Raw genomic sequence first — 25,903 nt, forward strand, 5'->3', positions numbered from 1 at the left:
ATGAAAAATCTCCCCATGCCCGATTGGTCACGCTGGTTCAGTTGGAAGATCGCAGAAGCTGATTTTGAAGAGCGTCGTGAGCGCTACATACGTTTTGAGAATTACGTGATTAATTTTGAAGACAACGTGAAGGGCATGCACATGATTACTACCGACTTGCCCAAATATCGCGAGCGCTCCAAGCCCGGTGGCTTGATGACTTCGACGCGGCGTCGGCTTTGGGACACCCTAGACTGGCTCAATCTGCAATATTCCGCCGGTGCCCCGGTAGAACAATTGGCGCAGGTCTGGCCCTATGCCCTGGAGTGGGCGGAAGAATACGGAGAGTTTCACGCGCAGTACCATCAGTCGCCTGAAGCGGGCAATTACATGACACCTCACGCCGCCTTGCGCACCGAAGAGTATTGGATCGTTGCCTTGCGTCTGACCTGTTGCGGCTTGCTTAGCGGTTACGCGCATTGCATGCCCAGGGTCATGGCATTTCTGGATTACGCCAATGAATTGATGGGCGTGCGCGACGGTTTACTGGAGCGCTTGGTGCGCCCGTTTGTGCCGGATCGCGGCACGCCGCCGGACAGCTGTACCCGGCATTTGCCGTATCGAAAATTGCTCAAGGTGTTCAACGGTATTCCGGCCAAACGTCCCGGATTGCTCAAAACCTATTTGGATGAGTGGTACCACGCCAGCCGCCGCGAGCCTTATATCGATAGGCATGAACGGGGCGGGTTTAGTCATTTTGGCTACTGGTCCTGGGAAGCTGCGGCAGTGACCTGGTTACTGCGCATCGACGACAGCAGCTACCGCGATATGCCGTTCTACCCCAAAGACTGGGCCGATTTCGCCCGGCAATACCCTCCACCGCCCCTTGATTCGATCCGACGTAACGCAGACAGCTGCCCGCAAAGCGGTTGGTGGTGGAGCGATGCGAGTAGCGATTCCCTGCGCCGTTTTGAGGCAGGGGAGATTTTCCCGGACGCAGGCACCGCCCGAGGCATCACGGTGTGGTACTGGGCGCTCGACCAGCGCAGGGAGGGTTGAGCTCATGCCTGAACTTTGACTGATCAACCCGTCACCCCCCCCATTTGATCACCCGTTAGCGGACGCGACCTAAGTAAAAGGTGCGCAGGAGTTGTACATGCTGAATATCTGGAGTTACTTCACGCGCTGGGGACTGCCGCTGCTGCGCCAAGTCAACAGCGCCGCGCCCGTTTTGGTGGCGCTAGCGGTGTTGTTTGCCTTGGTCGGGATCTGGTGGTTAGGGCCGCAGTGGATATGGCGTGAACATAAGCCGCTGGCCGAGTTACACATGCGATTGGTCGTCAGTGTGTGGGTGCTGCTGGTACCTATCGTTATTTGGGCATGGTGGAGTCGGCGTCGTTATAAGAAGTGGCAGACCGAGCGTCAACACGAGGCTGCGGTAGAGGCTGATCCCTGCCTGCCCTATGTTGAGGCGCAGGAACGGGCGCTGGACCGCAGCTTGGCCAGCTTGCTGGATAACATGGAACACCGTCGTTCACTGTATCAATTGCCGTGGTATTTGGTGCTAGGGGAGGAGAATGCCGGTAAGACCAGTCTGATTACCCGTTCCAATCAAAGCTTTTCGCTGTCTCATGTGGCCAAGGCCGGGGCACGTGCCTATCACGACGAGATGTTGGCCTACACCGTGGATTGGTGGATAGGTCATGAAGCGGTATTGATTGACCCGCCAGGCGAATTCATCACCCAGCCGAAGGGGGGGCCGAGCACAGGTCCGACTGATATGACCGGGGTGGTGAAGCAGAGTGTTGATAAAGAGAAGCCGGTCTTGCCGGCGGGCACCCATCCACGGCTGTGGCTGCATCTGCTTGACTGGCTGGGCCGCAACCGCAGCCGGCGTGCCTTGAATGGCGTGGTATTGGTGGTTGATCTCCAGGCTTTGCTCAAGCAAAGCCCAGAACAACGCAAGGCGCTGGCGACGGTCTTGCGCACGCGCGTCTATGAACTGACCCGGCAGTTGGGCACGCGTTTGCCGCTGTACGTGGTATTGAGCAAGCTTGATCTGCTGGAAGGCTTCGAAGAGTTCTTCGCCCGTTTGCCCCGTTCAATGCGCGAAGACCTGTTGGGCTTTACCTTCAGCCTGGAAGGCGTAGACGACTTTGATGCATGGCTGGCGGAGTTGAGAACACGCTTTGACCGTTTTGTAGAGCAGTTGAATGATCAGGTACTCGACAGTCTCAGCGAATCGCGCGCGCAGGAGGAGCGGGATCGGATGCTGGCCTTGGTGGGGCAGTTGTCAGGGGTGCGCCCGGCGTTGTTCAGTGTTCTCACTGAAATGCTCGGCAGTGATCGCTTCACGACCCCGGCCTTGGTGCGTGGATTGTATTTGTCTTCGGTTTACCAGCAAGGTGAGCTGAGTAATGCGTTCGTCCGTGAAGCAGCTCTACCACACGGCCTGAAGGCACCTGCGCCAGAGGCCAAACCCGCTGGGGGCACGCTGATTTATTTTGCCCAGCATCTGTTTCAGCGCATTATTTATTCCGAAGCGGGACTGGCAGGCGATAACGTCAAGGTCACGCAGAGCAAGCGCCGTTTGCTTTTGGCCGGTTCTGTCGTGGCCGCGTTGGGCGGGTTGCTGGTGGTCGGTGGATGGCAGTTCTACTTCGGTATCAATCGCGATAAAGCCGATACCGTCCTGCTCAAAAGCCGGGAGTTCAGTGCCCGTGATATCGACAGTCGCGTGGATGTCACCGGGCGCAATCTGTTGGCACCATTGGACCAGATACGGGATGCGGTGGCCGTTTACGGCGACTACCGCCAAGCCTGGCCTTTGCTGGCCGAAATGGGCTTGTATCAAGGTCGGGCAATTGGGCCGATGGTGGATGCGGCTTATCTCAACCTGTTGTCCAAACGCTTTCTACCAGCCATTGCCGGTGGTGCCATGACGGTGATCGATACTGCACCGCCAGGCAGTAGTGAGCAGTTGGCAGCGTTGCGCGTGTATCGGATGATCGAAGAGCGGAAGAATCGCCGTCCGGCGATGGTCAAAGAGTGGATGGCCGCTCAGTGGCAGCGTGCTTATCCCGGCCAAGGCCAGGTGCAGGCCGATTTGATGCATCATCTGGATTACGCTTTGCAATACGCTGATGCTGATTTACCTCAGTACAGCGGGCGCGTGGCTGAGGTGCAGCAGGAACTACGCAAGGTCCCCCTGGCGCAGCGGGTGTATGCGCGCATGAAGCAAGATGCTCAAGCGCGGTTGCACGCGCCGCTGGATTTGCGTCACGAAGTGGGACCAGCGTTCGATATGGTCTACCAGTCGCTGCCAGGTGCGGGGGAGTCCAGTCATGAGGCGCAATTGACGCTGGCGTCGTTGTTAACCGCCAAGGGCTTTCGCGACTATTTCGAGGCCAATACCTCACAAGTGATTGAACTGGCGATGATCGACGCCTGGGTGCTGGGCGAGCGACAAAAGCTCGACTACTCCGAGGAAGATCGCAAGGTTTTGACAGAGCGTGTGCGCACGCTGTACAGCGCCGATTATGTGGACAGTTGGCGCCGCGCCTTGAATGCGCTGGCCGTCACCGATTTTCGTGATTTGAGTCATGGTGTGGCCGTGCTGGAGCAGGTGACGGGTCCGGCTGCGCCATTGCGCCGTTTGTTGGAAAGCGTGCGTGACAATACGGTGATCTACCCTCCGCTGGCGGCTGCGGGCACATCGCTGGCAGTGGCCGAGGTCAAACAGCCCCAGTCTGACGAGGCAGGGCAGCGCCAGGCAGCAGGCATCCGACGTGCCTTTGCCGGGCTGTCCGATTTGCTCACAGACAAGGGCGAGCGTCCGTCGTATTACGACGAGACCCAGCAAGCGATCCTGGCAGTCTACGACTATGCCAAGGCTGTTCAAGACCAGCCGGATCGAGGTAAGGCCGCGCTCAACGCTGTACTCAAACGATTCTCGATGACCGGCCCCGATCCGATTGCGACGTTGCAGCGGGTTGCTACCGGCTTACCTGAACCCATGAATCAGCAGGTAAGGCATCTTGCGGACCAGACCTCACAGGTGCTGGTGTTTGAGGCGTTGCGCGAGCTGGAAAAGCGCTGGGATACGGAGATCTACAGCTTCTACCAGCAACGGTTGGCCGGACGTTACCCGTTTTCGGGCAGTTCGGTGGATGCTTCACTGGACGACTTCGAGGCCTTCTTCGGGCCTCAAGGTCGCTTGCAGAAGTTCCAGGATCAGTACTTGAACGTATTTATCAAGGATAACTTGGACGCGTTGTACTCCAGCCAGCGTGGCAACTATTTAGTACGCACAGATGTACTCACCCAACTGGAAACGGCCCAGCGCATTCGCGATACCTTCTTCAACCAGCGTGGCGCCCTCAGTGTGCAGATGACTCTTGAGCCGCTGGCCCTGAGCGGCAATCAGCGCAGCAGTTTGCTCAGCAGCGACGGTCAGCTGATCCCTTACAGTCACGGCCCTAGCCAGAGTATCGGGTTGATCTGGCCGAACGTGCTGGGGGATGCCAGTGGGAGCCGGTTGACCTTGGTTAACAGTGCAGGCAACAGTGTCAGCCTCGGTTTCCGTGGCCCATGGTCTCTGTTTCGCTTGCTCAACCGGGGGCAGCTCAATGCTCGTACGGCCACTAGCGTTGACCTGAGCTTTATTGCCGGTGACGGCATGATGCGTTACCGGATCAGCGCTGAGAAGGCCAACAACCCGATTAGCCAGCGCAGTTTCGAGGGCTTCGTTTTGCCCCGGACTTTGCTTCAGGATCGGTCGAAATCTGGGGTGAGCGAGGTCGCCCAGCGTTAAGAAAGAGGGGGGGTAACGGATAGAGCTCAGACGCTGAAATGTGCAGTCCAGGCGCTGGAGCAGTTCTGGGCCTCGCTGCCCTTTGTGCGCGAGGACATGCCGGGGATTCAGGCTGCTTACGAAACGGTGCTGGCCCTGTTGCGTGATAGCGTTAAGTTCTTGCTGCCCAATCGCGCCGAACTCGTGGACATGAGCGAGCTTCGGCAAGTGCATGTGGATATGGCGCGGCTACCATAACTATTGAAAATCCAGCGCTGAGTTTTATCAGATAACGCTGCATAGCGGGTGCTGTCTCGGTATTGCCGATCGGTGCAGGTATGAACTGTGAGGCAGCGATCAACCCTCTGGTGTCGCGCAAACAACAACTCAGCGTGCTCAAGCACATCGAGTTGGCCCGCCAGCAAGGTGCACGCGTGGTGTCGGGTGGTGAGTTGCAAGAAGGTGAGGGCTTCTATGTGCAGCCAACCATTTTGGCGGACATTGACCACAGCATGGCGGTTGCCCGCGAGGAAGTGTTTGGACCTGTGCTGGCCGTAATGCCGTTTGATGATGAAGATACCGCCATCAATCTGGCCAACGATAACCGCTATGGCCTGGCTGCCAGCCTCTGGACCAACGATCTGACCAAGGCGCTGAACCTGGTGCCACGCATTGAAGCCGGCACCGTGTGGGTCAATGCCCATGTGCTGCTTGACCCGGCCATGCCGTTTGGTGGCGTCAAGCAATCGGGCATGGGGCGTGAATTCGGGCGCATGGTGATCGAGGCCTATACGGAGCTTAAGTCGGTGTGCATCGCACACTGATTACGCCAGCTTCGAACGCAGAGGTGAGGGGTCGCAATGCCCCTCACGCGGACACCTGTCATTAATTTTATGTCGACTGATACAAAACCTATGATAAGGTCCGCAACACACCTCAAGAGCACCTGTGGAACATGGCCCGTCCTCGTACATTCGATGAAGCACTCATTCTCAACGCAGCCGTTGATGCCTTTTGGGTGCGGGGTTATGAGGGGACTTCGACCCGGGATCTGGTGAAGTGCACCGGCCTCAGCCAGCCCAGTCTCTACAACGCCTTTGGCGACAAGCGAAGCCTGTACCGTCGCTCTCTTGAACATTATCTGGAATGCAGCGTACGTGATCGAATCCGACGCCTTGAGGCCTTGTCGGACGCGGGTAGGGCGATTACCGGTTTTTTTGCTGAGGTGCTTGAGCGTTCGCTGAGCGATCCCCTTCATCGTGGCTGTTTGCTGGTGAACTCGGCCCTTGAAGTGACAGCCGAAGACCCGGACTTGCGTCAGGCCGTGGCCAGTGAGTTAGAGACTATTCGGCGTTTTTTCCAGGACCGTTTGGCTGCATTTCATGACCAGCAGGGTGGAGTACCCGCGGTTGATGTTCGTCGGGGTGCCAATCACCTGTTGAGCGTTCTGCTGGGCATCAGGGTCCTGGCGCGCGTCAACCCGGAACCCGAAGACCTGACACAAGCCATTGATGTTGCACTTAACAGCCTGGGCTTGCCGCCCCTGGCCCCTTCCTGCGCTCACTAAGCTCACTGTATGGAGTCACCCCATGATCCAGTTTTACTATCACCCGTCCCCCAACCCCGCAAAAATTGCGCTGTTTCTGGAAGAGACGGGCTTGCCCTACGAGCTCATTCCGGTCGATACCCGCAAGGGTGAGCAGCACGATCCTGCGTTTCTCAAGATAAACCCGAATGCCAAGACGCCCGCGATGGTGGACGGCGACGCTATCGTGTTCGACAGCAATGCCATGTTGCTGTATCTGGCCGAGAAAACCGGCCAGTTTCTACCGAGCGGCGACCTCAAGTCACGTGGTGACATGTACAGCTGGTTGATGTTCGTTGCCACCGGGATTGGGCCTTACTCGGGGCAAGCCGTGCATTTCAAGCATTTTGCCCCTGAACCCAAAGACTATGCCGTCACACGCTACAACTACGAAGCCTGGCGTCACTGGTCCATTATCAATGATCGCCTGGCCAACAGCCCGTACATGCTGGGCAACGAATACACCTTGGTCGATATGGCGGTATGGGGTTGGGCGCGCGCAGTCCCGTTCATTCTGGGTGAGAACGCCTGGGAAAAGCTGCCAAACGTCAAGCGTCTTCTAGATGAGATCAATACCCGACCGGCCGCGCAGCGTGCTGAGGCACTGAAGACCCAGCACACTTACAAGACTGAAATGGACGCTGATGCTCGCAAAGCGATGTTCCCGCAGATCGCGCATTAAACAGCACGACGCTACTTAACTGCAGGTACTGCTCAAGGCGTCCTTTCTGATTCAGTGATGAAATACCGGCCCATTGGGCTTTAGCCGGATCCCGTCACGCAGCCTTGTCCAAGGGATGTCGGCGGGGTCGGCAGTCATCGGGCCGGGTGCCTTGGCTACCAGCACGTGCTCGGCAATGGGCTGGAAGTCGGCGCGAAAATGCACTGAGCTTTTGTTGACCAGTACGCTCATTTTTTCAGGAATTATGCCGGCCAGTCGGTACAGGGTACGGTCCAGCATCTGGCATTTGCTGGAGCTGACGGCGATCTGCACATCGCCAATCTTCAGGCAGGCAACGGGGCCGACATCGACGTCCATGCCATTCATCATAGGCCCTTCGAACCGGCAACGGCCATCGGACAGGTGGGTCACTTGAAAGCGCCCGCGCAGAGGCGAGTCACCCGGCACGCCAGATTGCCCGCCCAATGAGATGTCGATGACACTGCCAAGCCCTGCGGCAATGGCGGACTGAACGGCTGCCGGGTCGTAGATCAGCCCCACGGCGGCGTTGCGCGCGTCATGTTTGATCAGGGCCTTGAGCAGGCCCATGGTGTTGGCATCGCCGCCCGCTCCGGGGTTGTCCTGGGTGTCTGCAATGACGATGGGGCGCTGTGCCGACTCAGCCAGGGCCATCGCCCGCTGCACGGCTTCGTCCGGCAGCAGCAGGGGCACTTCCCACTGATATTCTTCACTGACCAACTTCTCATACAGGGTGGTGACGGCCTGGTTTAACGGCTGTGAGTGCAAGCCATAGCCCCAGATGACCGGTCCGCATTCTTCGAAGTCCGCCGCAGGAAAACCCGGCGTGAAGGACAGTGACAAGTCTTCGGACTCAAGCTGCGCCAATTGCAGGTAAAGGCTGCGTGCAGGATCGAGGAGGGTGCACATGCCATTGACTGGAATCAGGAAGGGCAGCCGCAGGTGGGCGCAATGCAGCTTGCCGCAGCGTAGCCGCAGGTCGAGCAACCGAGCCGCCTTGACGCCGGTGTCGGCCATGTCCACGTGGGGGTAGGTGCGAAAAGCAACCATGGCATCGGCTTGCTCGAGCATCACTTCGGTCACGTTGGCGTGCAGGTCCAGTGACACCACGATCGGTAGCTCCGGCCCCACGACCGCGCGCAGTCGACTGAGGAGCGTGCCTTCGCCGTCGTCGGTGTGTTCGGCAACCATGGCGCCGTGCAGGTCCAGATAAATGCCATCGATGGTTTCGTTGGCCGCCGCCTCGATGATTTCACCGGCAATGCGCTCATAGGTCTCTTGGGTGACGTGGGCCGATGGGCTGGCCCCGGCCCAGATCACCGGAACCACGTCATAACCCAGGCGTTCGGCCTCAAGCAAAAAGCCGCCAGCCGGGATGTTGACCTCGCGTAACTTCAACAGGTCCTGGCCTCTGACCATTTGCGGAAACCCTTCACCTCTGACGAAGTTTTCGTAGGCCGCTTTGGAAGGCGCGAAGGTATTTGTCTCGTGCTGGAAACCAGCGACCAGAATTCGATAGGTCATGGCAGTAAAGACACCTTTTTATAATTGATTTAGACGGGCTGGGAAGTCGTTGCGGTGAGTCGGGGGTGTTCCGGTTTATTGGCCGCCAGAAGCACGGCACCGATCAGAAGAATGAGCGCGATGACCATCAGGCCCGAGTCGGAATGACCGGTGGCGGTTTTGACATAACCGATCAGTGTGGGGCTGAGGAATCCGCCCGTGAGCCCGATGGTATTGATGATTGCAATGCCGCCGGCGGCTGCATCACCTTTCAGATGCTGCGAGGGAATTGCCCAGAACACGGTGTAGGCGGCCCACATCATGGTGGTGGCCAGGGTCAGCATCAGCAGGGATACAGCGAAGTTGGTTTTATAAAACACCGAGGCGGTCAGGCAAATTGCCCCGAGCAATGCCGGTACGGCGGTGTGCCAGCGACGCTCATAGAAACGATCTGAGGTCCGGCCAAAGATCAACATGCCCGCCATTGCGCCAATGTAAGGAATGGCCGAGTACCAACCGATCTGCATGGTGTCGTGAATGCCGGACTCTTTAATGATGGTCGGCAGCCAGAAGCTCATGGCATAGATGCCGCAAATCAGACAGAAATACCCGGCGGCCATCAGGTAAACCCGCGGGTCTTTCAGAACCTGCTTGAACGAATGGTGATCGCCCCGGCCAGTGCCGATGTGTCGCTCCAGCGCCAGTTTCTCGCTGTCGTCCAGCCAAGGGGCGGTGGCGGGCTTGTCACTCAGCACCTTTAGCGCGATCACACCCAGCAGCACAGCGGGGATGGCCTCCAGGAAAAACATCCATTGCCACCCGGACAACCCGTGCACACCCTCGAAGGTGGTCATTAGCCAGACCGAAAGCGGTGCGCCAAATATCCCGCCCAGCGGAGCGGCCAGCATGACGATTGCGAGCACTTGCCCCAGGCGTTCGCGGCCGTACCAATAAGTCAGATAGAACAGCATGCCCGGCGCAAAACCCGCCTCAAACACACCGAGAAAAAAGCGCAAGACATAAAAGGCGCGCTCTGTTTCAACGAACATCATGCAAGCCGATGTCGTGCCCCACAGGATCATCACGCGACTGAGCGTCTTGCGGGCGCCGATCTTGGGCAGCAGTAAGTTGCTCGGCGTTTCGAACAGCGCGTAGCCAATAAAAAAGATACCGGCACCCAGGCCATACGCAGCATCGGACAGGTTCAGATCGCTTTGCATCTGAAGTTTGGCGAACCCCACGTTCACCCGGTCCAGATACGCCACGAAGTAACACACCAGCAAAAAAGGTAATAACCGCCAGTCGATCTTGCGATAGATGGCCGATAGCTCGCGCGATGGATTGATGCTGCTCTGCATACTGCTCTCCGCTGTCGCTTTTTTATTGTTTGAAGGATCTTCAAGTGGAATCCTCCCATGAGCAAGAGCAACTTTTTCATGTTAGCGTTGCCCTGAAAGCAACAGAGTTCAACTCAGTGGGTGGTCTGTGAGAGATTTGAATCAACGCCGCATGCGTTATTTCTATGAGGTGCTGTCCAGCGGTTCCATTCGCGGGGCCGCCGAGAACCTAAACACCGCGCCTTCAGTGATTACCCGGCAAATCCAACTGCTGGAAGAAGAGGTTGGCGCTGTCTTGTTTGAAAGACAGGCACGCGGTGTGGTGCCCACTGAAGCAGCGCAGTTTCTCCTGGAGTTCTGGCGTGGCTGCCAGGCCCAGCAAGAACATCTCGAGGACCGCTTGCGAGGGCTGAAGGGCTTGAGGGAAGGGGATATTCGCATTGTCATCAGCGAAGGCTTCATCGACGTGCTGATCGACAAGGTCTTGAGTGATTTCACCCACACCTACCCCGGCATTCGCATCACCCTGGACGTATTGCCGGTCAACAGCGTGCTTGAGGAAGTGGCGCAAAGCGCCGCCAGTTTTGGCCTGGCCTACAATCCTCCGGCGCACCCCGAAGTGACGTATCGCGCCTCTTCGCTGCAACCGGTGCGGTTATTGATGCGTGCCGATCACCCGCTGGCGCAGCTCAGTGAACCGTTGCAGCTGGACGAGATCCTGCGTTACCCGCTGGCCGTGATGCCATCGGAGTACGGCCTGGGGCAAATCATCCAGCTCGTCCTGCACACCGAAAACCTGTCCATTCGGCCGGCCATGGTCACCAACTCGCTCACGGCCCTCAGGCGTTACGTGATGAGCGGCGACGCGGTCACCATGATGAGCGAGTTTTCGGCATTCAACGACAGGGCAAGCGGTGCGCTGGTGACGCGCTCGATCGATCACCCGCTGTTTCAGAATGTCCATGCCCGACTGTTGGTCAAACTCAAGAAGCCCCAGTCGGTGGGGGCTGAAGAGCTTCTCAAGTGGATCGAGCAACGGACCTTTATTTTCAACCCTGACCTTGAGCCGGAGGCGGCCCGTTCAAGCCCAGCCGCTCCATGATGAACGTGACGAAAGCATTCAGCTTCGGCAGGGATTTTTTGGAGCGCAAATACACCATTTGAACCGGCTTGGGCTCCGGTAAACAGGCATTCATGATGGTCACCAGCTCACCGTTGGCCAGCGCCGTCGCCACTAGAAAGTCGGGTTGCATCAAGATCCCGCAACCGCCAATCGCCGCTTCCAGAAGGACTTTGCCATCGTTGCTTTTGAGCACCGCCCGCTCAGGCCACGGCACTTCTTTATTGCCGTGTTTCAAGGGCCAGGCAAAGCGATTGTTCCAGGACGTGTGGGTGAGGATGTTGTGCCGATAGAGCTCTTCCGGGGTGTGCGGCTCCTGCCACTTCTCCAGGTATTTGGGGGCCGCGCAGATCAGCATCCGGTAGGGCGGTAGAGGTTTTGAAACCAGATTGGCGTCCACCAGCTCAGAAATCCTGAAGCCCAGATCAAACGAGCTTTCGTACAGGTCCACCACTTTGTTGCTCAGGATCAGCTCTATCTGTACCTGCGGGTAAAGCTGCATGAACTCGGTCACCAGCGGACCGATCAACGCGCTCCCCAGGGTCATCGGCGCCGTGACACGAAGCAGGCCGCTGGGGTTGGCGGTCGAGGCTTCGACCCGGCTGAAGGCGAACTCGATCTGCTCGAGGGCGATTTTTGACTCCTCGTAAAACAGGCGGCCTTCGCCCGTGACCGACTGGCGGCGGGTTGTGCGCTGTATCAGCTTGGTGTTCAACGCCTTTTCAAGGCTCTGAATGTATCGCCCCACCATGACTGCGGACATGCCCACCTGTAGCGCGGCGTCAGCAAAACTACCGGCCTCGACCACGGCTACAAAAACTTCCATTTGCCTGAGTTTGCTCATCAAAAATGCCTTCTGGCCGTGCCCAAAAAATCTGAAAAACCTTATAGCTCAATTGCTGGCCAAACGTTCAGTCAGCATCGATTACGAACCTCAGGTTATACAAGTACTAACTTTCAGTGCGTTTATTACCCACTGGTTTGTTCCTATATTAATTAAGAACACACATAAGCGATGAGGTCACATCACATGCAAACCAGACTGGACAAGGCCTTGAGCGCTTTCAGCCGTGCGGATCTGTTGCAAGGTGCCACCGGCATTCAACGCGCCGGACGGCTGGAGCAACAGTTGGGCTTGCGCGAGCAGGGCGTCAGTCTTTACCTCAAACGCGATGACCACATGCTCATCGGCGGTGGCGGCAATAAGCTGCGCAAGCTGGAGTTCCACTTGGGCGCAGCGCTGGAGGACGGCGTTGATACGATCATCACCGTTGGCGGCATTCAATCCAACCATGCGCGTCTGACGGCAGCTGTCTGTGGCCGCTTGGGCATCGCTTGCGAACTCATCCTGACTCGCTCGGTGCCCAAGGCAGACACCGATTACGAACTCAATGGCAACGTGCTGCTGGATCACCTGTTTGGTGCCCGTTTGCAAGTGCTGGAAAAGGGCGCCGATTCGCTGGCCGCCGCCGAACGTCGGGCCACTGAACTGCGTGCTGCCGGGCGCAAGGTCCTGGTCATTCCCACCGGCGGTTCCACCCCGTTGGGCAGCCTGGGATACGCCCGTTGCGCAGCAGAAATAGTCCGGCAAGAGGCCGAGCTGGATGTTCAATTCACCGAAGTAGTCATCCCCAACGGTAGTGCGGGCACCCACGCCGGGCTTGCTGCGGGCTTCGAACTGCTGGAGCGGGGAGCTGGCACCGTCAGGTCGTGGTCGGTTCTGGCCGATCAACCCACCTCTGTACTCAAGACCCGGCAGTTGACCGAAGAAGCCCTCGCATTGCTTGGCCATCCGACAACGCTTGCGCAGCAGGCCATCAATATCGATGGCAGCCAATTGGGCGAGGGCTACGGGCTGCCGACGCCTGCAATGATTGAGGCAGTGCAACTGTTGGCCCGTTGTGAAGGGCTGTTGGTCGATCCGGTCTACTCGGGCAAAGCCTTCGCCGGTCTGATCGCTGACTTGCGACAAGGGCGCTATCGCTCAGGCGATAACGTGCTGTTCGTGATGACGGGTGGCACCCCGGGACTGTACGCCTACCGGGACACCTTCACCCAGGCATCTGAATAACCTGACTTGACGCAAAACCTGCCATTGCCGCCCGTACACGGGCTGCGATGACAGTCCCGGCCGCCCAGCCGTTGGCTAAATATAATAAATAAGGAGATCGCTATGGATGCGCCAAACGAACGTTCGGCTGCGGGTTCAATCGTCCCGCTTGATACGGATCGCGATGAAACGCAGGAGTGGCTGGAGTCGCTGGAAGCCGTCGTTCGCGACGATGGTTGCGAACGTGGGCAGTTTTTACTCAAACAGTTAGAGCAACACGCAAGAGCACTTGGCATCACCGCGCACGTGCATCCGTACTCGGCCTATCGAAACACTATTTCGATTGAACGCCAGGGGCCTTACCCAGGCGACCTGGCGGTCGAGGAACGGATTACCTCGATCATTCGCTGGAATGCATTGGCCATGGTGGTGCGGGCCAACCAGGCTTACGGGGAACTGGGCGGGCATATCGCCAGTTATGCCTCTGCGGCGGAAATCTTCGAGGTGGGGTTCAACCACTTCTTCCGTGCCCGCGATGAGCAGCATGGCGGCGACCTGGTGTTTTTCCAGCCGCATTCGGCCCCCGGTGTGTACGCCCGGGCGTTCCTTGAAGGGCGCTTGTCTGAAGAGCAACTGGGCAATTATCGGCAAGAGGTCGGTGGCAATGGGCTGAGCTCTTATCCGCACCCTTGGCTGATGCCAGACTTCTGGCAGTTCCCCACCGGCTCGATGGGCATTGGCCCTATCAGTGCCATTTACCAGGCGCGTTACATGCGTTACCTCGAACACCGCAACCTGGCCGACACTGCCGAGCGCCATGTCTGGGGAGTCTTTGGTGACGGCGAAATGGACGAGCCGGAATCCATTGCCGGGCTCACGCTGGCCGCGCGGGAAAAACTCGACAACCTGACCTTTATCGTCAATTGCAACCTGCAACGTCTGGACGGCCCGGTGCGCGGTAACGGTCAGGTCATACAGGAGCTTGAAGCGCTATTTACCGGAGCCGGGTGGAACGTGATCAAGGTGATTTGGGGCTCGGACTGGGACCCCCTGTTTGCCCGTGACACCCACAACGCTCTGTTGCAACGCTTCGCCCAGACTGTCGATGGTCAATACCAGACACTCGGGTCCAAGGACGGCGCCTATAACTTGCTGCACTTTTTCCAGCAAGACCCCGAGATCCAGTCGCTGGTCTCGCACATGTCCGATGCCGAAATCGATGCCTTGAAGCGCGGTGGTCATGACTTGCGCAAGCTGTATGCCGCGTTCGCCGCTGCCAAGGCGCACCAGGGGCAACCCACCGTGATTCTCGCCAAGACCAAAAAAGGATATGGCATGGGCGGCGCCGGTGAGTCGCGCATGACCTCGCACCAAGCCAAAAAGCTGGATGTCGAGGCGCTCAAGGCGTTCCGTGATCGTTTCGCACTGCCGCTGTCTGACGACGATGTGGAGCAGTTGCGCTTCTATCGCCCGGCCGAAGACAGCCAGGAGATGCGCTACCTGCGTGAGCGCCGGGCGGCGTTGGGCGGCTACTTGCCTGCGCGCAACAAAGGCCACGAGCCTATTGGTGTGCCGGACCTGGCCGACTACGCGCGTTTTGCCTTCGAGGCGGACGGCAAAGAAATGTCCACCACCATGGCGGTGGTGCGCATGCTTGGCGGCCTGCTTAAGGACAAGACACTGGGGCCGCGTATCGTGCCGATCGTGGCGGACGAAGCGCGTACTTTTGGCATGGCCAACCTGTTTCGCCAGATCGGCATCTACTCGCCAATGGGCCAGCTTTACGAGCCGGAAGATGCCGGTTCGATGCTCTATTACCGTGAAGCCCGTGACGGCCAACTGCTGGAAGAGGGCATCACCGAAGCGGGGGCTTTGTCTTCCTGGGTGGCGGCGGCGACCTCCTACAGTGCCCACGGCAAGCCGATGTTGCCGTTCTACATCTATTACTCGATGTTTGGTTTCCAGCGCGTCGCGGACTTGATCTGGGCCGCCGCCGACCAGCGTGCCAGAGGCTTTTTGCTGGGCGCCACCGCCGGGCGAACGACCCTGGGCGGCGAAGGGTTGCAGCATCAGGATGGCAGCAGCCTGGTGGTGGCCGCCACCGTACCCAACTGCCGAGCCTACGACCCGGCATTCGCCGGCGAGTTGGCGGTGATTGTCGACCATGGCATGCGCCAGATGATGGAACGCGATGTCGACGAGTTCTACTACATCACCGTGATGAACGAGAACTACGCCCAGCCGTCGCTGCCATGCGGGGTTGAAGAGCAGATTATCCGCGGCATGTATCGCTATGCGCAGACCGAAGCCGATACCTCTCGTGGTTTGGTTCGCCTGCTGGGCAGCGGGACGATCCTGCGCGAAGTGATCGCTGCCGCCGAACTGTTGGCGATTGACTGGCAGGTGTCGAGCGAGGTGTGGAGTGTCACCAGTTTCAGCGAGTTGGCTCGCGAAGCGCGGGAGGTCGAGCGCCACAACCGGCTCAATCCTGCCGAGCCGGAACAGGCCAGCCATCTGAGTGCTTCTTTGACCGGTGATGCGCCGGTGATTGTCGCCTCCGACTACGTTCGCGCCTGGCCACAACTGATCGCCAGCTATGTGGATGCCCGCTTTATAGCGCTGGGAACCGACGGATTCGGCCGCAGCGATACCCGTGCAGCGTTGCGCGATTTCTTTGAAGTGGACCGTCACCACGTGGTCCTGGCAGCCCTGGACGGGCTTGTGCGTGACGGCCGCCTGCCGCGTCAGGTGTTGGCTGATGCCGTTGCGCGTTATGGGCTGGACGGTGATCGCCCAGCGCCCTGGACGTGCTGACGGTTGTCTTTCCATGCGCTCGATAAGCGCTCCCTCCGCTCCGCGAACGCGGAGCCGGACCATTTGCTGGCGGCGGTAAGTCATGAGTGAAATCAGAGAAATCCAGGTCCCTGACATCGGGGACTTCAAAGACCTTCCGGTGATTGAGGTGTTGGTCAAGCCGGGCGATACAGTGGCTGTCGATGATCCGTTGCTGACCCTGGAGTCGGACAAGGCCTCGATGGATGTACCCAGCTCCGAGGCCGGGGTTGTGGTGTCGGTGAATATCAAAGAAGGCGACCGGTTATCCCAAGGCAGCCTTATCCTGACGTTGCAGGTGGCTGTCGACACGCTGCCTGCCGCTCAACCGGCTGCAAGCAGCTTCGTGGAGACTCAAGCTGAGTCGGGTGCCCGTGAAGTCGTGCAACCGCCGCTTATTGGGGCGGTAAAACCTGCAACCGTAGCGCCAGCCAACGCATCGGCTCGAGCACCTCATGCCAGCCCCTCGGTACGCAGTTATGCGCGCAAGCTGGGTGTCGATGTTTCGCGGGTGCAGGCCACTGGCAAGGGCGGGCGCATGCTGCGCGAGGATGTCGAACGCTTCGTCAAGGACGCGCTGGTGCGTCTGCACAGCCCCGGACAGCCAGCCGGTCACAGCGGCAGGCTTGACCTGTTGCCGTGGCCGGAAGTGGATTTTGCGCGTTTTGGCCAGATCGAAAAGGTCGCGCTGTCGCGCATCAAGAAAATCTCGGGTGCCAACCTGTCGCGTAACTGGGTGATGATTCCCCATGTCACCAACAACGAGGAAGTGGACATCACCGAGCTGGAAGCGTTTCGCCAGCAGCTCAATCAGGAAGGTGGCAAGGAGGCGGTCAAGTACACCTTGCTGGCGTTTTTGATCAAGGCGGCGGTTGCGACGTTGAAGGCGTTCCCGGCGTTTAACAGTTCGCTGGGCGACGAAGAGGGCGAGCCGATTCTGATCGTCAAACAGTACTACCACATCGGTTTTGCGGCAGACACGCCCAATGGCCTGGTGGTCCCGGTGATCCGCGATGTCGACCAAAAGGGCATCGCCCAGATAGTCAGCGAATGCGCCGAGCTGGCCCGAAAGGCTCGGGATGGCAAGTTGGGACCTGCCGACATGAGCGGCGGCACCTTCACCGTGTCCAGTCTGGGAGGGATTGGCGGTACGGGGTTCAACCCGATTATCAACGCGCCGGAGGTGGCGATTCTCGGGGTCACCCGGGCGCAAATCCGGCCGTGCTGGGATGGCCAGGCGTTTGCACCACGCCTGATCCTGCCCTTGGCCCTTTCATGGGATCACCGCGTCGTCGATGGCGCTGCGGCGGCGCGTTTCCTTCAGCATCTGGCGGGGCTTTTAGCTGATTTCCGTCGAATTACCCTGTGAGGGAACACGTATGAATCAGGTGAATGAAGTGAGTCTGGAGTGCGACGTGCTGGTTCTGGGCGGTGGCCCTGGCGGTTATTCAGCGGCCTTTCGCTCGGCAGATCTGGGCCGTAAAACCGTGCTGGTGGAGCGTTATGGGACGCTGGGCGGCGTGTGCCTCAATGTGGGCTGCATCCCTTCCAAAGCGGTGCTGCACATCGCCTCGGTGATGGAAGAAGTGCCGCGTTTGGCGTCGTTGGGAGTCGACTTTGGTGTCGGCACCGTTGACCTCGACAAATTGCGCGCGCATAAAAACGCAGTGGTCAGCCAGTTGACGGGCGGCCTTGCCGGGATGGCCAAAGGTCGCAAGGTCGGGGTGGTGCGCGGGCTGGGGCGTTTTCTGGACGCCCATCACCTTGAAGTGGCGCTCTGCACGGGGCCGGGGCAGGAGCCAACGGGCGAAAAACAGGTGATCCGCTTCAAGCAGTGCGTGATCGCTGCTGGCAGTCAAGCGGTAAAACTGCCGTTCATGCCCGATGATCCGCGCATCGTGGATTCAACGGGAGCCCTGGCACTCAAGACTGTGCCCAAGCGCATGCTGGTGGTGGGTGGCGGGATTATCGGGCTTGAAATGGCCACCGTTTATTCCGCGCTGGGGGCGCGCATCGATGTAGTCGAGATGCAGGATGGCCTGATGCAAGGGCCGGATCGCGATCTGGTCAACGTTTGGGACACGCATAACCGCCACCGTTTTGATCAGGTGATGCTGAACACCCGCACGGTGAAAGCCGAGGCCAGCGAGCAGGGCATTCATGTGTCCTTTGAGGGTGAGCAGGCACCTTGCGAACCTCAATGCTATGACTTGGTACTGGTCGCGGTTGGTCGCAGACCCAATGGTGACCGGTTGGGCGCTGAGCAAGCGGGCGTCCAGGTCGATGAGCGCGGGTTTATTCGGGTCGACAAGCAGATGCGAACCAACGTGCCGCACATCTTCGCCATTGGCGATATCGTTGGCCAACCGATGCTGGCGCACAAGGCCGTGCATGAAGGGCACGTGGCAGCCGAAGTGGCTGCGGGTGAGGCCACCCACCAACCGGAGCTGGCGTGCAGTCATTTTGATGCAGTGCAGATCCCGGGCGTGGCTTACACCCATCCGGAGGTGGCCTGGGCGGGTTTGACCCAACAAGAGGCCAAAGATCGGGGTATTGCCGTCGAAGTCGCGGTCTTCCCGTGGGCCGCGTCAGGCCGGGCAATCGCCAATGGTTGTGATGAAGGCTTTACCAAGCTGCTGTTCGACGCCCAGACCCATCGAGTAATTGGGGGAGGGATAGTCGGCACCGGCGCGGGGGATCTGATCAGCGAGGTCTGCCTGGCGATTGAAATGGGCGCCGATGCACTGGACATTGGCAAGACCATCCACCCGCATCCGACCTTGGGCGAAACCGTGGGCATGGCCGCAGAAGTCGCCCGCGGCAGTTGCACCGACTTGCCCGCGCGCAGGCGCTAGGGTGGTCACATCCTGCTTGCCTCCTGCCTTGGGAGCAGGCAGGAAGACCTGAATCAGATAATCCCGCCGTTGGCACGCAAGGTCTGGCCATTGATCCATGCGCCGTCCGGGCCCGCGAGGAATGCCACGGCGGCGGCGATGTCTGCTGGTTCACCCAGGCGTTCGAGCGGGGCCAGTTTGGCCAGGCGATCGATCACTTCCTGGGGTTTGCCGTTAAGAAACAGGTCAGTGGCCGTTGGGCCTGGCGCCACGGCATTAATAGTGATGTTGCGGCCGCGCAGTTCCTTGGCCAGCACGCTGGTCATGGCTTCAACGGCAGCTTTGGTGGCGGCATAGATCGAGTAGGTCGGTTGCAGCAGGGCGGTGACGCTGGATGAAAAGTTGATAATCCGTCCGCCATCGCGCAGGTGCCGGGTGGCTTCGCGCAGGGTGTTGAACGTCCCTTTGAAGTTGATCGCCAGCAAGCGATCGAAGGTGTCGTCGTCCGTTTCGCTCAATGGAGCCAGCGCCATGATTCCGGCGTTATTGACCAGCACATCGACACCGCCGAAGGTGTTGAGGGTGGTTTCGAACAATTGCTTGACCGCCGCACTGTTGCTGACATCCGCCTGAACCGCGAGCGCACTGCCACCCTGTTGGGCGATTTTATCGACCAGGGCCTGGGCCGGTACGGCGCTTCCTGAATAATTGACTACCACTGCGAAACCGTCTTGCGCCAGACGTTCGGCAATGGCTGCGCCAATGCCCCGTGAAGACCCGGTTACGATGGCGACTTTTTTGCTGGACGTACTCATTTTGCAAACCCTCTCGGAAAAAAATAACGCCCCCGGACCGTTGGCCCCGTCATGAGAGCGGCCTGAAATGCGTTCTGCGTAAAGATTTACATGTTTTTAGGGGTGAATAAACAGGGTTTTTATGCAGTCTCTATTCGTAAAATCACAACAATGTTGGCCGGAACGCCACCGATAATGAAAAAAAAGTCATGTTTTTTAATTTGATGAACTCCCGGTCGCTCAATTACTTTTCATCGACCGCAAACCCGCAGCGCTCGTTGTACGCATCCGCCCATTGAACCGGCAGGCAACGTGTACAGCTATGTACTGTTTGATCAGCAAGGCGATGTTTCAGTGTGGCTAAACCCTGCGCTGACATAGCTGCCATAAGGTCCGAAAAACACAGCCTCTAGCTCGGCACTCCCAGCATATCGACTGCTCGACAGGGTTCATGCCCCTGCGCTGCGCGAGCCGGTGTGCTCGCTGCCCATAGCGTGTACGCGGGGTGTGCGGTTGGCTGTCCGAACCGCTGTAATGCCCCCGAATTCATCGCCCACGTGTGCAACTTTCGGTCGCCACATTGACCGAAGGCTCATTTCGCGTGCCGCACGTACCGGGATCATTCTTTTCACAACAACAAATAAAGACGAGGAATCAAAAAGTGTTGGACAGGATAGTAGGGCCTCTTTTGCCTGTTGCATTTGTCATATTCCTCGGTTTCATTGCTGGCAAGCGCGGAAAGTTAAACCATTCGGACAGCTTGTTGATCAGCCGTCTGGTGCTCGGTTGGATCATGCCGGCGTTGCTGTTCATTGGTATGGCAAACACCCCGCGGGAGCAGTTACTGGACTTGCGGTACATCCTGGCGACGGTTGTGGGCATCATCGGCATGTTCGGGATCGCGCTGGGTATTGGCTGGTTACGTCTTCGCGACCTCAAGGCGGCAACCCTCAAAGGCCTGGTCAACGGCTTTCCTGATGCTGCGTTCATGGGGATTCCAATCCTTGGCGCCATGTACGGGCCGGGCAGTCTCTACTCGGTGCTGGTGCTCAACCTGGTGGCGACCTTGATCATGATCCCCTTGACCATCATGTTGCTCACCCTGGCTGATGGCAAAGGCAGTGGCGCTCAGGCGTTTATGTCGAGCCTTTCAACGGCGGTGCGACGCCCCCTTGTCTGGGCGCCTGCGCTAGGCATTGTGGTGTCACTGCTTGAGATCAAGTTGCCTCCTGTCGTCGGCGAGTCATTCAACCTGTTGGGCAAGGCTACCCCTGGCGTATCGCTGTTTTGCCTCGGTCTGATCATGTCGACCGATAAATTGAAGATGTCGGGTGAGGTGTGGTCAAACCTGGGGCTCAAGTTGTTTATTCAACCTGCGTTAATGTTTGGTGCGATGGTTGTCATGGGACGGCATGGATTATTTGCGCAGCAAATGATTTTGTTGAGTGCGCTGCCCTCCGCGACGATACCCGCAATGTTCGCCAATCAGGCCGGTGTGTATCAGCGTGAGGCTGCGACTTCGATTTTGATCAGTACGGTGCTGTCGGTTGTTACTTTTTCAGCGGCGATTTACTTGATCGACGGTGGTCTAGCGGCCTGAGTGTCGGATTCTGTAGAAGATCCCCCGTGGGCTGGTCGCGGCACTGTCGCGTGAAGCTGCTGCGCTTTTTGAGTGGATTGGCGTATATATCCAATGGATGCGCAGCGGCGATCTACGGGTTTCGCCCTTACGGCGGGGCACTTTTTTTCGGCAGCGCCGCAAGCAGGTTGCCCGGCAGTTGATCTGGTTTTTGCTGTTGCTGTTGATCTGGCTTGTGATTTTGATGTTAAAGGCCCCATTAAACCCTGCTGGCCGAGCGCAGGTTTTGCGTAGTGGGTAACCCGGCAGGACGCCGGGTTAGCCGCGACACGGCCATGGATGGCCGATCGCGGCGGGCCCACGGAGCAAGGCCTGTGGCGAGGCACCGAGGGGTAGGGGCGAAAGCGTTTGGCCACTTTGCGCTTTTCAAAGTGGCACGCCGTAAGGGCGTAACCCTAAGTGGCCGTTACCCATCGAATGGATATGTACCCAGTTATTCAGTTGTTATTCCGGTGTACATATCCATTGGATGCGCAACGCCGATCTACGGGTTTCGCCCTTACGGCGAGGCACTTTTGTCAAACAGCCACAAAAGTACCCAAAAAGGCCTCGCCCACGCGTACGGCCTTCGCTGCGCTCAGGTTCCCTCGCTCCGGTCCCGCTCCGTGGGCACGCCGCCACGGGCCATCCATGGCCCATCGCGGCTCTCCCGGCATCCATGCCGGGACACCCACTGCGCAGAACCTCCACTCGGCCTCCCGAAGGGGCGGATAGATCAAAAACCAAAGCAACAGCAACAGCAACGGCAACGGCAACGGCCAGATCAAAAGATCGCAGCCTGCGGCAGCTCGGCTAGCAGATTGTCCGGCAGTTGATCTGGCTGTTGCTGTTGATCTGGCTTGTGATCTTGATGTTAAAGGCCCCATTAAACCCTGCTGGCCGAGCGCAGGTTTTGTGTAGTGGGTAACCCGGCAGGACGCCGGGTTAGCCGCGACACGGCCATGGATGGCCGATCGCGGCGGGCCCACGGAGCAAGGCCTGTGGTGAGGGTATGCCGAGCCACAGCGAGGCACCGAGGGGTAGGGGCGAAAGCGTTTGGCCACTTTGCGCTTTTCAAAGTGACACGCCGTAAGGGCGTAACCCTAAGTGGCCGTTACCCATCGAATGGATATGTACTCAATCATTCTTTCATTGCCGCCGGTGTACATATCCATTGGATGCGCAACGCCGATCTACGGGTTTCGCCCTTACGGCGAGGCACTTTTGTCAAACAGCCACAAAAGTTCCCAAAAAGGCCTCGCCCACAGATTCCTGCAGGGCTAATTTCTCAGTAATGACCTTGCGTCAGGGTGCTCCGGTCGATCTGGTCTACCGAAGTCACACCCGTGAGTGTCATGGCGACGCGCATTTCCTTGCTGAAAATATCCAGCAGGTTTTCTACGCCGTTCTGCCCGTCGGCGGCCAGTGCGTAGGCGGTGGATCGTCCCAGCAGGCAGGCTTTTGCCCCCAGGGCCAGCATGCGTACCACGTCCAGCCCGGAACGAACGCCGGAGTCCACCAGTACGGTGAGGTCATCGCCCACGCGGTCGGCAATCGGCGGCAAGGCTTTGGCGGTGGATAACACGCCGTCGAGCTGGCGGCCGCCATGGTTGGAAACGACGATGCCGTCTGCACCAAAACTCACGGCATCCTTGGCATCTTCCGGGTCGAGGATGCCTTTGATAATCATCGGGCCTTTCCAGAATTCACGGATCCACTCCAGATCTTTCCAACTGATGGAAGGGTCGAAGTTGTTGGCCAGCCAGCCAATGTAGTCTTCCAGCAAGGTGGGTTTGCCCAGATATTTGGAGATATTGCCCAAGTCATGGGGGCGGCCGAGTAATCCGACATCGAGCGCCCAGCTGGGCTTGGTCATGGCTTGCAGGATGCGCCGCGAAGCTGCGTAGGGGCCGGACATGCCCGAATGGGCGTCCCGGTAACGCGCGCCAGGGGTTGGCATGTCGACCGTGAAGACCAGCGTCGTAACGCCCGCAGCCTGTGCGCGCTCCAAAGCGTTGCGCATAAAGCCGCGGTCCTTGAGTACGTAAAGCTGGAACCAGATCGCTTGCGGGCTTTGTGAGGCCACTTCTTCGATGGAACACACCGACACGGTGGACAGGCAAAAAGGAATGCCTTTGTTGGCCGCCGCCTTGGCCGCCTGCACTTCGCCGCGACGAGCATACATGCCGGTCAGGCCGACCGGGCTAAGGATGACCGGCAGCGCGTGTTCCTGGCCAAAGAGCGTGGTCTTGAGGCTCAGGTTGTCGACATTTCTGAGGATGCGCTGGCGCAAGCTGATATCGGCCAAGTCGGCGCTGTTGGCGCGAAGGGTGTGTTCGGCGTAGGCGCCGCCGTCGATGTAATCGAACAGAAAGCGCGGCAACTTGCGTCTGGCGGCTTCGCGATAGTCCGAAGCGGATGAAATAATCATGTCAATCATTCCTCAAAATCCAAGTGAACTCAGTGACCGCGCCGTGTCGCCGAGGTGGGTTCACGATAGACAAAAAACCACTATGATAAAAACGACTTTTATTCCGTATGTTGAGTCGGTATTGGAATACTCATGAATCTAAGAACGTTACGGGCCTTTGTCGAGGTGGTGCGCCAAGGCGGCTTTTCCCAGGCGGCGCAGGTGGTCTCCCTGACGCAGTCCACGGTCAGCAAGGCGGTCAAGTCACTTGAGGACGAGTTGGGGACGCCCTTGTTTAACCGCGCCGGTCATAAAGTGGAGTTGACCGCTGCCGGTGAAATCGCTTACCGACGTGCGCTGGTTTTGCTCTCTGAGCGTAGTGATCTGGTTGCTGAAATCAATGAACTGCTCAACCTCAAGCGTGGCCGGTTACGCATCGGCTTGCCGCCGGTGGGCTGTGGTGTCGTGTTTGCGGCTATGTTCGCAACTTATCGCCAGCGCTACCCGCAGGTGGATATCGAGTTGATCGAGCACGGTAGCAAGCGGCTGCAGGAATGCCTTGAGGCCGGGGAGGTCGACCTGGCCGCGTTGCTGATTCCGATGGACGAGGCTTTTGATTATCAGGCGGTGCGCAACGAGCCTTTGGTCGTAGTGCTGCCTGCTGGCCATGCACTCTGTGGTCGCAAGCAAGTGGATTTCACCGATTTGGCCGACTCGCCGTTTATTTTGTTTGAGGCGGGCTTTGCCCTGAACGCAAAGATCATGGCGGCCTGCGAGCGCAAAGGGGTGGTGCCCCGAGTCACGGCACGCAGTGGGCAGATCGACTTTATCGTCGACCTGGTCGCGGCCGGACTGGGGGTGGCATTTTTACCGCGCATGCTGGCGCTCAAACACCAGCAGGCGAGCATTGCGCTGGTGCCGCTGGATGAGCCACACACCGACTGGCACCTTGCTCTGGCCTGGCGTGCCAATGCGCACCTGCCACCCGCCGCTAAAGCCTGGCTGGAACTGGCCAGGGAAATGAACGCCGGCTAGGGCCAATTAAAGTGACAGTCATCGCTGCCCAGGCACAAAGATCGCGAGCAAGCTGGCTACCGTTTTAGGGTGCCCCGTAGGCTACGCTCCATCCGCGCCAGGCCTTCTTGCAGGGTTGAGCGCGGGCAGCCAAAGTTGAGTCGGGCAAATTGCTGGTAAGCCGCGCCGAACTCGCTCCCGGCACTCAGGGCAACCTTGGCGTGTTCAAGGAAAAACTGCTGCGGGTCTTCCAGGCCCAGTGCGGAGCAGTCCAGCCAGGCAAGGTAAGTGCTTTGCGGCGCGTGCAGCGTGATACCCGGCAGGCGCGTACGCACGGTGTCGATCAGGTAATCACGATTGCTCTGCAGATAGGCCAGCAGTTCGGCCAGCCAGGGTTTGGCATCGGCGTAGGCAGCACGGGTGGCTTCCAGGCCCAGCGCATTGACACTGTCGACCATGCCGGCTCGGGCATTGTCAAAGCGTTCACGCAGTTGCGGGTTCTGGATCACTGCAAATGCGGTCTTCAGACCTGCGATATTGAAAGCCTTGCTCGCCGACATCAAGGTGACGGTGCGGTGTGCAAACTGAGGGTCGAGTGACGCAATTGGCACATGCCGAAGCTGATCGAGTTGCAGGTCGGCATGAATTTCGTCGCTGATGATCAGCGCATCGTGTTCGATGCAGGCGTGGCCGATGGCCGTTAGTTCGCTGGCGGAGAAGGTCTTGCCCAAAGGGTTGTGCGGGTTGCTCAACAACAGCGCCCCGGCGCCGACAAGGGCCTGATGCAACGCTGGCACATCGGTAGTGTAGTGCCCTTGGGCATCGGCCTTGAACGGCAGTTCGATGCTTGGCAACTGCCAGTGACTGGCGGCTTTGCGCAGTGGCAAATAGTTCGGGGTTTGCACAACCACACCGGTGCCGGGTGTGACCAAGGCACGCAGGGCCATGCTGACGCCCGGCTCAATGCCTGGCAGAAAAACCAGCGCTTGTGGCTCGACCTGCCAGGCATAGGCATGCCAGAGGTAATCGACCAGGGTCTGGCGCAGCGCATCAGTGGCCTGGCTGTAACCGAACGAGGGGTGTGCGATGCGTTGTTGCAGGGCCTGTTGAATGGCCGGGGCGACGGCGAAGTCCATGTCCGCGACCCACATCGGCAGCACTTCATCCGGGTAACGGCTCCATTTTTTACTGCCACTGCCGGTACGATCCAGCAACGTATCAAAGTCAAAAGTCATGCTGATCTCAACGTGTCAGGGCGGTGCTGGTGCAAGGCTTGCACTGCCCTCTAAAGCGCTTGGGAAGGGTCGTTATGCGGGGCGCAATAGTACGCGCGTT

The 25,903-nt window shown here is 58.7% G+C and carries 18 protein-coding genes and 1 pseudogene; 13 read left to right on the plus strand and 6 right to left on the minus strand.

Annotation, left to right across the window (positions count from 1 at the left end; genetic code table 11):
- The 6 genes and pseudogenes from NTD86_RS07875 to NTD86_RS07900 all read left to right on the plus strand — a co-directional run bounded on the left by NTD86_RS07875 (window position 1) and on the right by NTD86_RS07900 (window position 7,038).
- Window positions 1-1,038: a DUF1911 domain-containing protein gene (locus NTD86_RS07875; RefSeq protein ID WP_262201622.1), complete on the plus strand. Its 1,038-nt coding sequence runs from the start codon at window positions 1-3 to the stop codon at window positions 1,036-1,038.
- Between the two features lie 97 nt (window positions 1,039-1,135).
- Window positions 1,136-4,792: a type VI secretion system membrane subunit TssM gene (tssM, locus tag NTD86_RS07880; protein ID WP_262201623.1), complete on the plus strand. Its 3,657-nt coding sequence runs from the start codon at window positions 1,136-1,138 to the stop codon at window positions 4,790-4,792.
- A 96-nt stretch (window positions 4,793-4,888) separates the two neighbouring features.
- Entirely contained in the window at window positions 4,889-5,029 is a 141-nt protein-coding gene (locus tag NTD86_RS07885) for a hypothetical protein (RefSeq protein ID WP_262201624.1), read from the plus strand.
- A gap of 41 nt (window positions 5,030-5,070) precedes the next feature.
- A pseudogene (locus tag NTD86_RS07890) lies at window positions 5,071-5,595 on the plus strand (aldehyde dehydrogenase family protein); the annotation flags it as partial.
- A 131-nt stretch (window positions 5,596-5,726) separates the two neighbouring features.
- Window positions 5,727-6,338 carry a TetR/AcrR family transcriptional regulator gene (locus NTD86_RS07895; protein ID WP_262201625.1) on the plus strand — a complete coding sequence of 204 codons (612 nt, stop codon included), beginning with the start codon at window positions 5,727-5,729 and terminating at the stop codon, window positions 6,336-6,338.
- Window positions 6,339-6,360: 22 nt separating this feature from the next.
- A complete protein-coding gene (locus tag NTD86_RS07900; protein ID WP_262201626.1) occupies window positions 6,361-7,038 on the plus strand; it encodes a glutathione S-transferase family protein in 678 nt (225 codons plus the stop codon).
- Window positions 7,039-7,089: 51 nt separating this feature from the next.
- On the opposite strand, the gene NTD86_RS07905 is transcribed toward NTD86_RS07900, so the two are convergent.
- Together NTD86_RS07905 and NTD86_RS07910 are read right to left on the minus strand one after the other, a co-directional pair.
- Window positions 7,090-8,580 carry a M81 family metallopeptidase gene (locus NTD86_RS07905; protein WP_262201627.1) on the minus strand — a complete coding sequence of 497 codons (1,491 nt, stop codon included), beginning with the start codon at window positions 8,578-8,580 and terminating at the stop codon, window positions 7,090-7,092.
- Window positions 8,581-8,609: 29 nt separating this feature from the next.
- Window positions 8,610-9,917: an MFS transporter gene (locus NTD86_RS07910; RefSeq protein WP_262201628.1), complete on the minus strand. Its 1,308-nt coding sequence runs from the start codon at window positions 9,915-9,917 to the stop codon at window positions 8,610-8,612.
- 127 nt (window positions 9,918-10,044) lie between these two features.
- Here NTD86_RS07910 and NTD86_RS07915 point away from each other — a divergent pair, with 127 nt between their 5' ends.
- Window positions 10,045-10,998 (plus strand): LysR family transcriptional regulator, encoded by a 954-nt coding sequence (locus tag NTD86_RS07915; RefSeq protein WP_262201629.1) that lies wholly within the window; start codon window positions 10,045-10,047, stop codon window positions 10,996-10,998.
- Here the strand turns inward: NTD86_RS07915 and NTD86_RS07920 are convergent.
- Window positions 10,946-11,860, minus strand: a complete 915-nt coding sequence (locus NTD86_RS07920) for a LysR family transcriptional regulator (RefSeq protein ID WP_262201630.1) — start codon at window positions 11,858-11,860, stop codon at window positions 10,946-10,948. The two genes, NTD86_RS07915 and NTD86_RS07920, sit on opposite strands and share 53 nt — an antisense overlap.
- A 186-nt stretch (window positions 11,861-12,046) precedes the next feature.
- Here NTD86_RS07920 and NTD86_RS07925 point away from each other — a divergent pair, with 186 nt between their 5' ends.
- The 4 genes from NTD86_RS07925 (at window position 12,047) to lpdA (ending at window position 18,753) form a co-directional block, all read left to right on the plus strand.
- Entirely contained in the window at window positions 12,047-13,087 is a 1,041-nt protein-coding gene (locus NTD86_RS07925; protein WP_262201631.1) for a D-cysteine desulfhydrase family protein, read from the plus strand.
- A gap of 102 nt (window positions 13,088-13,189) precedes the next feature.
- Window positions 13,190-15,880, plus strand: a complete 2,691-nt coding sequence (mdeB, locus tag NTD86_RS07930) for an alpha-ketoglutarate dehydrogenase (protein WP_262201633.1) — start codon at window positions 13,190-13,192, stop codon at window positions 15,878-15,880.
- Window positions 15,881-15,962: 82 nt separating this feature from the next.
- Window positions 15,963-17,267 (plus strand): dihydrolipoyllysine-residue acetyltransferase, encoded by a 1,305-nt coding sequence (aceF, locus tag NTD86_RS07935; RefSeq protein WP_262201635.1) that lies wholly within the window; start codon window positions 15,963-15,965, stop codon window positions 17,265-17,267.
- A gap of 10 nt (window positions 17,268-17,277) precedes the next feature.
- Window positions 17,278-18,753, plus strand: coding sequence for a dihydrolipoyl dehydrogenase (gene lpdA / locus NTD86_RS07940; RefSeq protein ID WP_262201637.1), 1,476 nt, complete (start codon window positions 17,278-17,280; stop codon window positions 18,751-18,753).
- A gap of 53 nt (window positions 18,754-18,806) precedes the next feature.
- Here lpdA and NTD86_RS07945 read toward each other — a convergent pair whose 3' ends face one another.
- Complete coding sequence (locus NTD86_RS07945) at window positions 18,807-19,547, minus strand: SDR family oxidoreductase (RefSeq protein ID WP_262201639.1); 741 nt, start codon at window positions 19,545-19,547, stop codon at window positions 18,807-18,809.
- A gap of 640 nt (window positions 19,548-20,187) precedes the next feature.
- Here NTD86_RS07945 and NTD86_RS07950 point away from each other — a divergent pair.
- Entirely contained in the window at window positions 20,188-21,126 is a 939-nt protein-coding gene (locus tag NTD86_RS07950) for an AEC family transporter (protein ID WP_262201640.1), read from the plus strand.
- Window positions 21,127-22,432: 1,306 nt separating this feature from the next.
- On the opposite strand, the gene lldD is transcribed toward NTD86_RS07950, so the two are convergent.
- A complete protein-coding gene (gene lldD / locus NTD86_RS07955) occupies window positions 22,433-23,575 on the minus strand; it encodes an FMN-dependent L-lactate dehydrogenase LldD (protein ID WP_262201641.1) in 1,143 nt (380 codons plus the stop codon).
- Between the two features lie 132 nt (window positions 23,576-23,707).
- Here lldD and NTD86_RS07960 point away from each other — a divergent pair, with 132 nt between their 5' ends.
- Window positions 23,708-24,589, plus strand: a complete 882-nt coding sequence (locus tag NTD86_RS07960) for a LysR family transcriptional regulator (protein WP_262201642.1) — start codon at window positions 23,708-23,710, stop codon at window positions 24,587-24,589.
- Between the two features lie 56 nt (window positions 24,590-24,645).
- Here NTD86_RS07960 and NTD86_RS07965 read toward each other — a convergent pair whose 3' ends face one another.
- Window positions 24,646-25,803 (minus strand): MalY/PatB family protein, encoded by a 1,158-nt coding sequence (locus tag NTD86_RS07965; protein WP_262201643.1) that lies wholly within the window; start codon window positions 25,801-25,803, stop codon window positions 24,646-24,648.
- Window positions 25,804-25,903: the final 100 nt, after the last annotated feature.

The sequence above is a fragment of the Pseudomonas sp. 7P_10.2_Bac1 genome, assembly GCF_025465935.1.
In the GTDB taxonomy this organism is placed as follows: domain Bacteria; phylum Pseudomonadota; class Gammaproteobacteria; order Pseudomonadales; family Pseudomonadaceae; genus Aquipseudomonas.

What these genes read in the sequence shown, in the direction of transcription:
- NTD86_RS07875 (WP_262201622.1), top strand. Translation starts at nt 1, where the DNA reads ATGAAAAATCTCCCCATGCCCGATTGGTCACGCTGGTTCAGTTGGAAG.
- tssM (WP_262201623.1), top strand. Translation starts at nt 1,136, where the DNA reads ATGCTGAATATCTGGAGTTACTTCACGCGCTGGGGACTGCCGCTGCTG.
- NTD86_RS07885 (WP_262201624.1), top strand. Translation starts at nt 4,889, where the DNA reads ATGCCGGGGATTCAGGCTGCTTACGAAACGGTGCTGGCCCTGTTGCGT.
- NTD86_RS07895 (WP_262201625.1), top strand. Translation starts at nt 5,727, where the DNA reads ATGGCCCGTCCTCGTACATTCGATGAAGCACTCATTCTCAACGCAGCC.
- NTD86_RS07900 (WP_262201626.1), top strand. Translation starts at nt 6,361, where the DNA reads ATGATCCAGTTTTACTATCACCCGTCCCCCAACCCCGCAAAAATTGCG.
- NTD86_RS07905 (WP_262201627.1), bottom strand. Translation starts at nt 8,580, where the DNA reads ATGACCTATCGAATTCTGGTCGCTGGTTTCCAGCACGAGACAAATACC.
- NTD86_RS07910 (WP_262201628.1), bottom strand. Translation starts at nt 9,917, where the DNA reads ATGCAGAGCAGCATCAATCCATCGCGCGAGCTATCGGCCATCTATCGC.
- NTD86_RS07920 (WP_262201630.1), bottom strand. Translation starts at nt 11,860, where the DNA reads ATGAGCAAACTCAGGCAAATGGAAGTTTTTGTAGCCGTGGTCGAGGCC.
- NTD86_RS07925 (WP_262201631.1), top strand. Translation starts at nt 12,047, where the DNA reads ATGCAAACCAGACTGGACAAGGCCTTGAGCGCTTTCAGCCGTGCGGAT.
- mdeB (WP_262201633.1), top strand. Translation starts at nt 13,190, where the DNA reads ATGGATGCGCCAAACGAACGTTCGGCTGCGGGTTCAATCGTCCCGCTT.
- aceF (WP_262201635.1), top strand. Translation starts at nt 15,963, where the DNA reads ATGAGTGAAATCAGAGAAATCCAGGTCCCTGACATCGGGGACTTCAAA.
- lpdA (WP_262201637.1), top strand. Translation starts at nt 17,278, where the DNA reads ATGAATCAGGTGAATGAAGTGAGTCTGGAGTGCGACGTGCTGGTTCTG.
- NTD86_RS07945 (WP_262201639.1), bottom strand. Translation starts at nt 19,547, where the DNA reads ATGAGTACGTCCAGCAAAAAAGTCGCCATCGTAACCGGGTCTTCACGG.
- lldD (WP_262201641.1), bottom strand. Translation starts at nt 23,575, where the DNA reads ATGATTATTTCATCCGCTTCGGACTATCGCGAAGCCGCCAGACGCAAG.
- NTD86_RS07960 (WP_262201642.1), top strand. Translation starts at nt 23,708, where the DNA reads ATGAATCTAAGAACGTTACGGGCCTTTGTCGAGGTGGTGCGCCAAGGC.
- NTD86_RS07965 (WP_262201643.1), bottom strand. Translation starts at nt 25,803, where the DNA reads ATGACTTTTGACTTTGATACGTTGCTGGATCGTACCGGCAGTGGCAGT.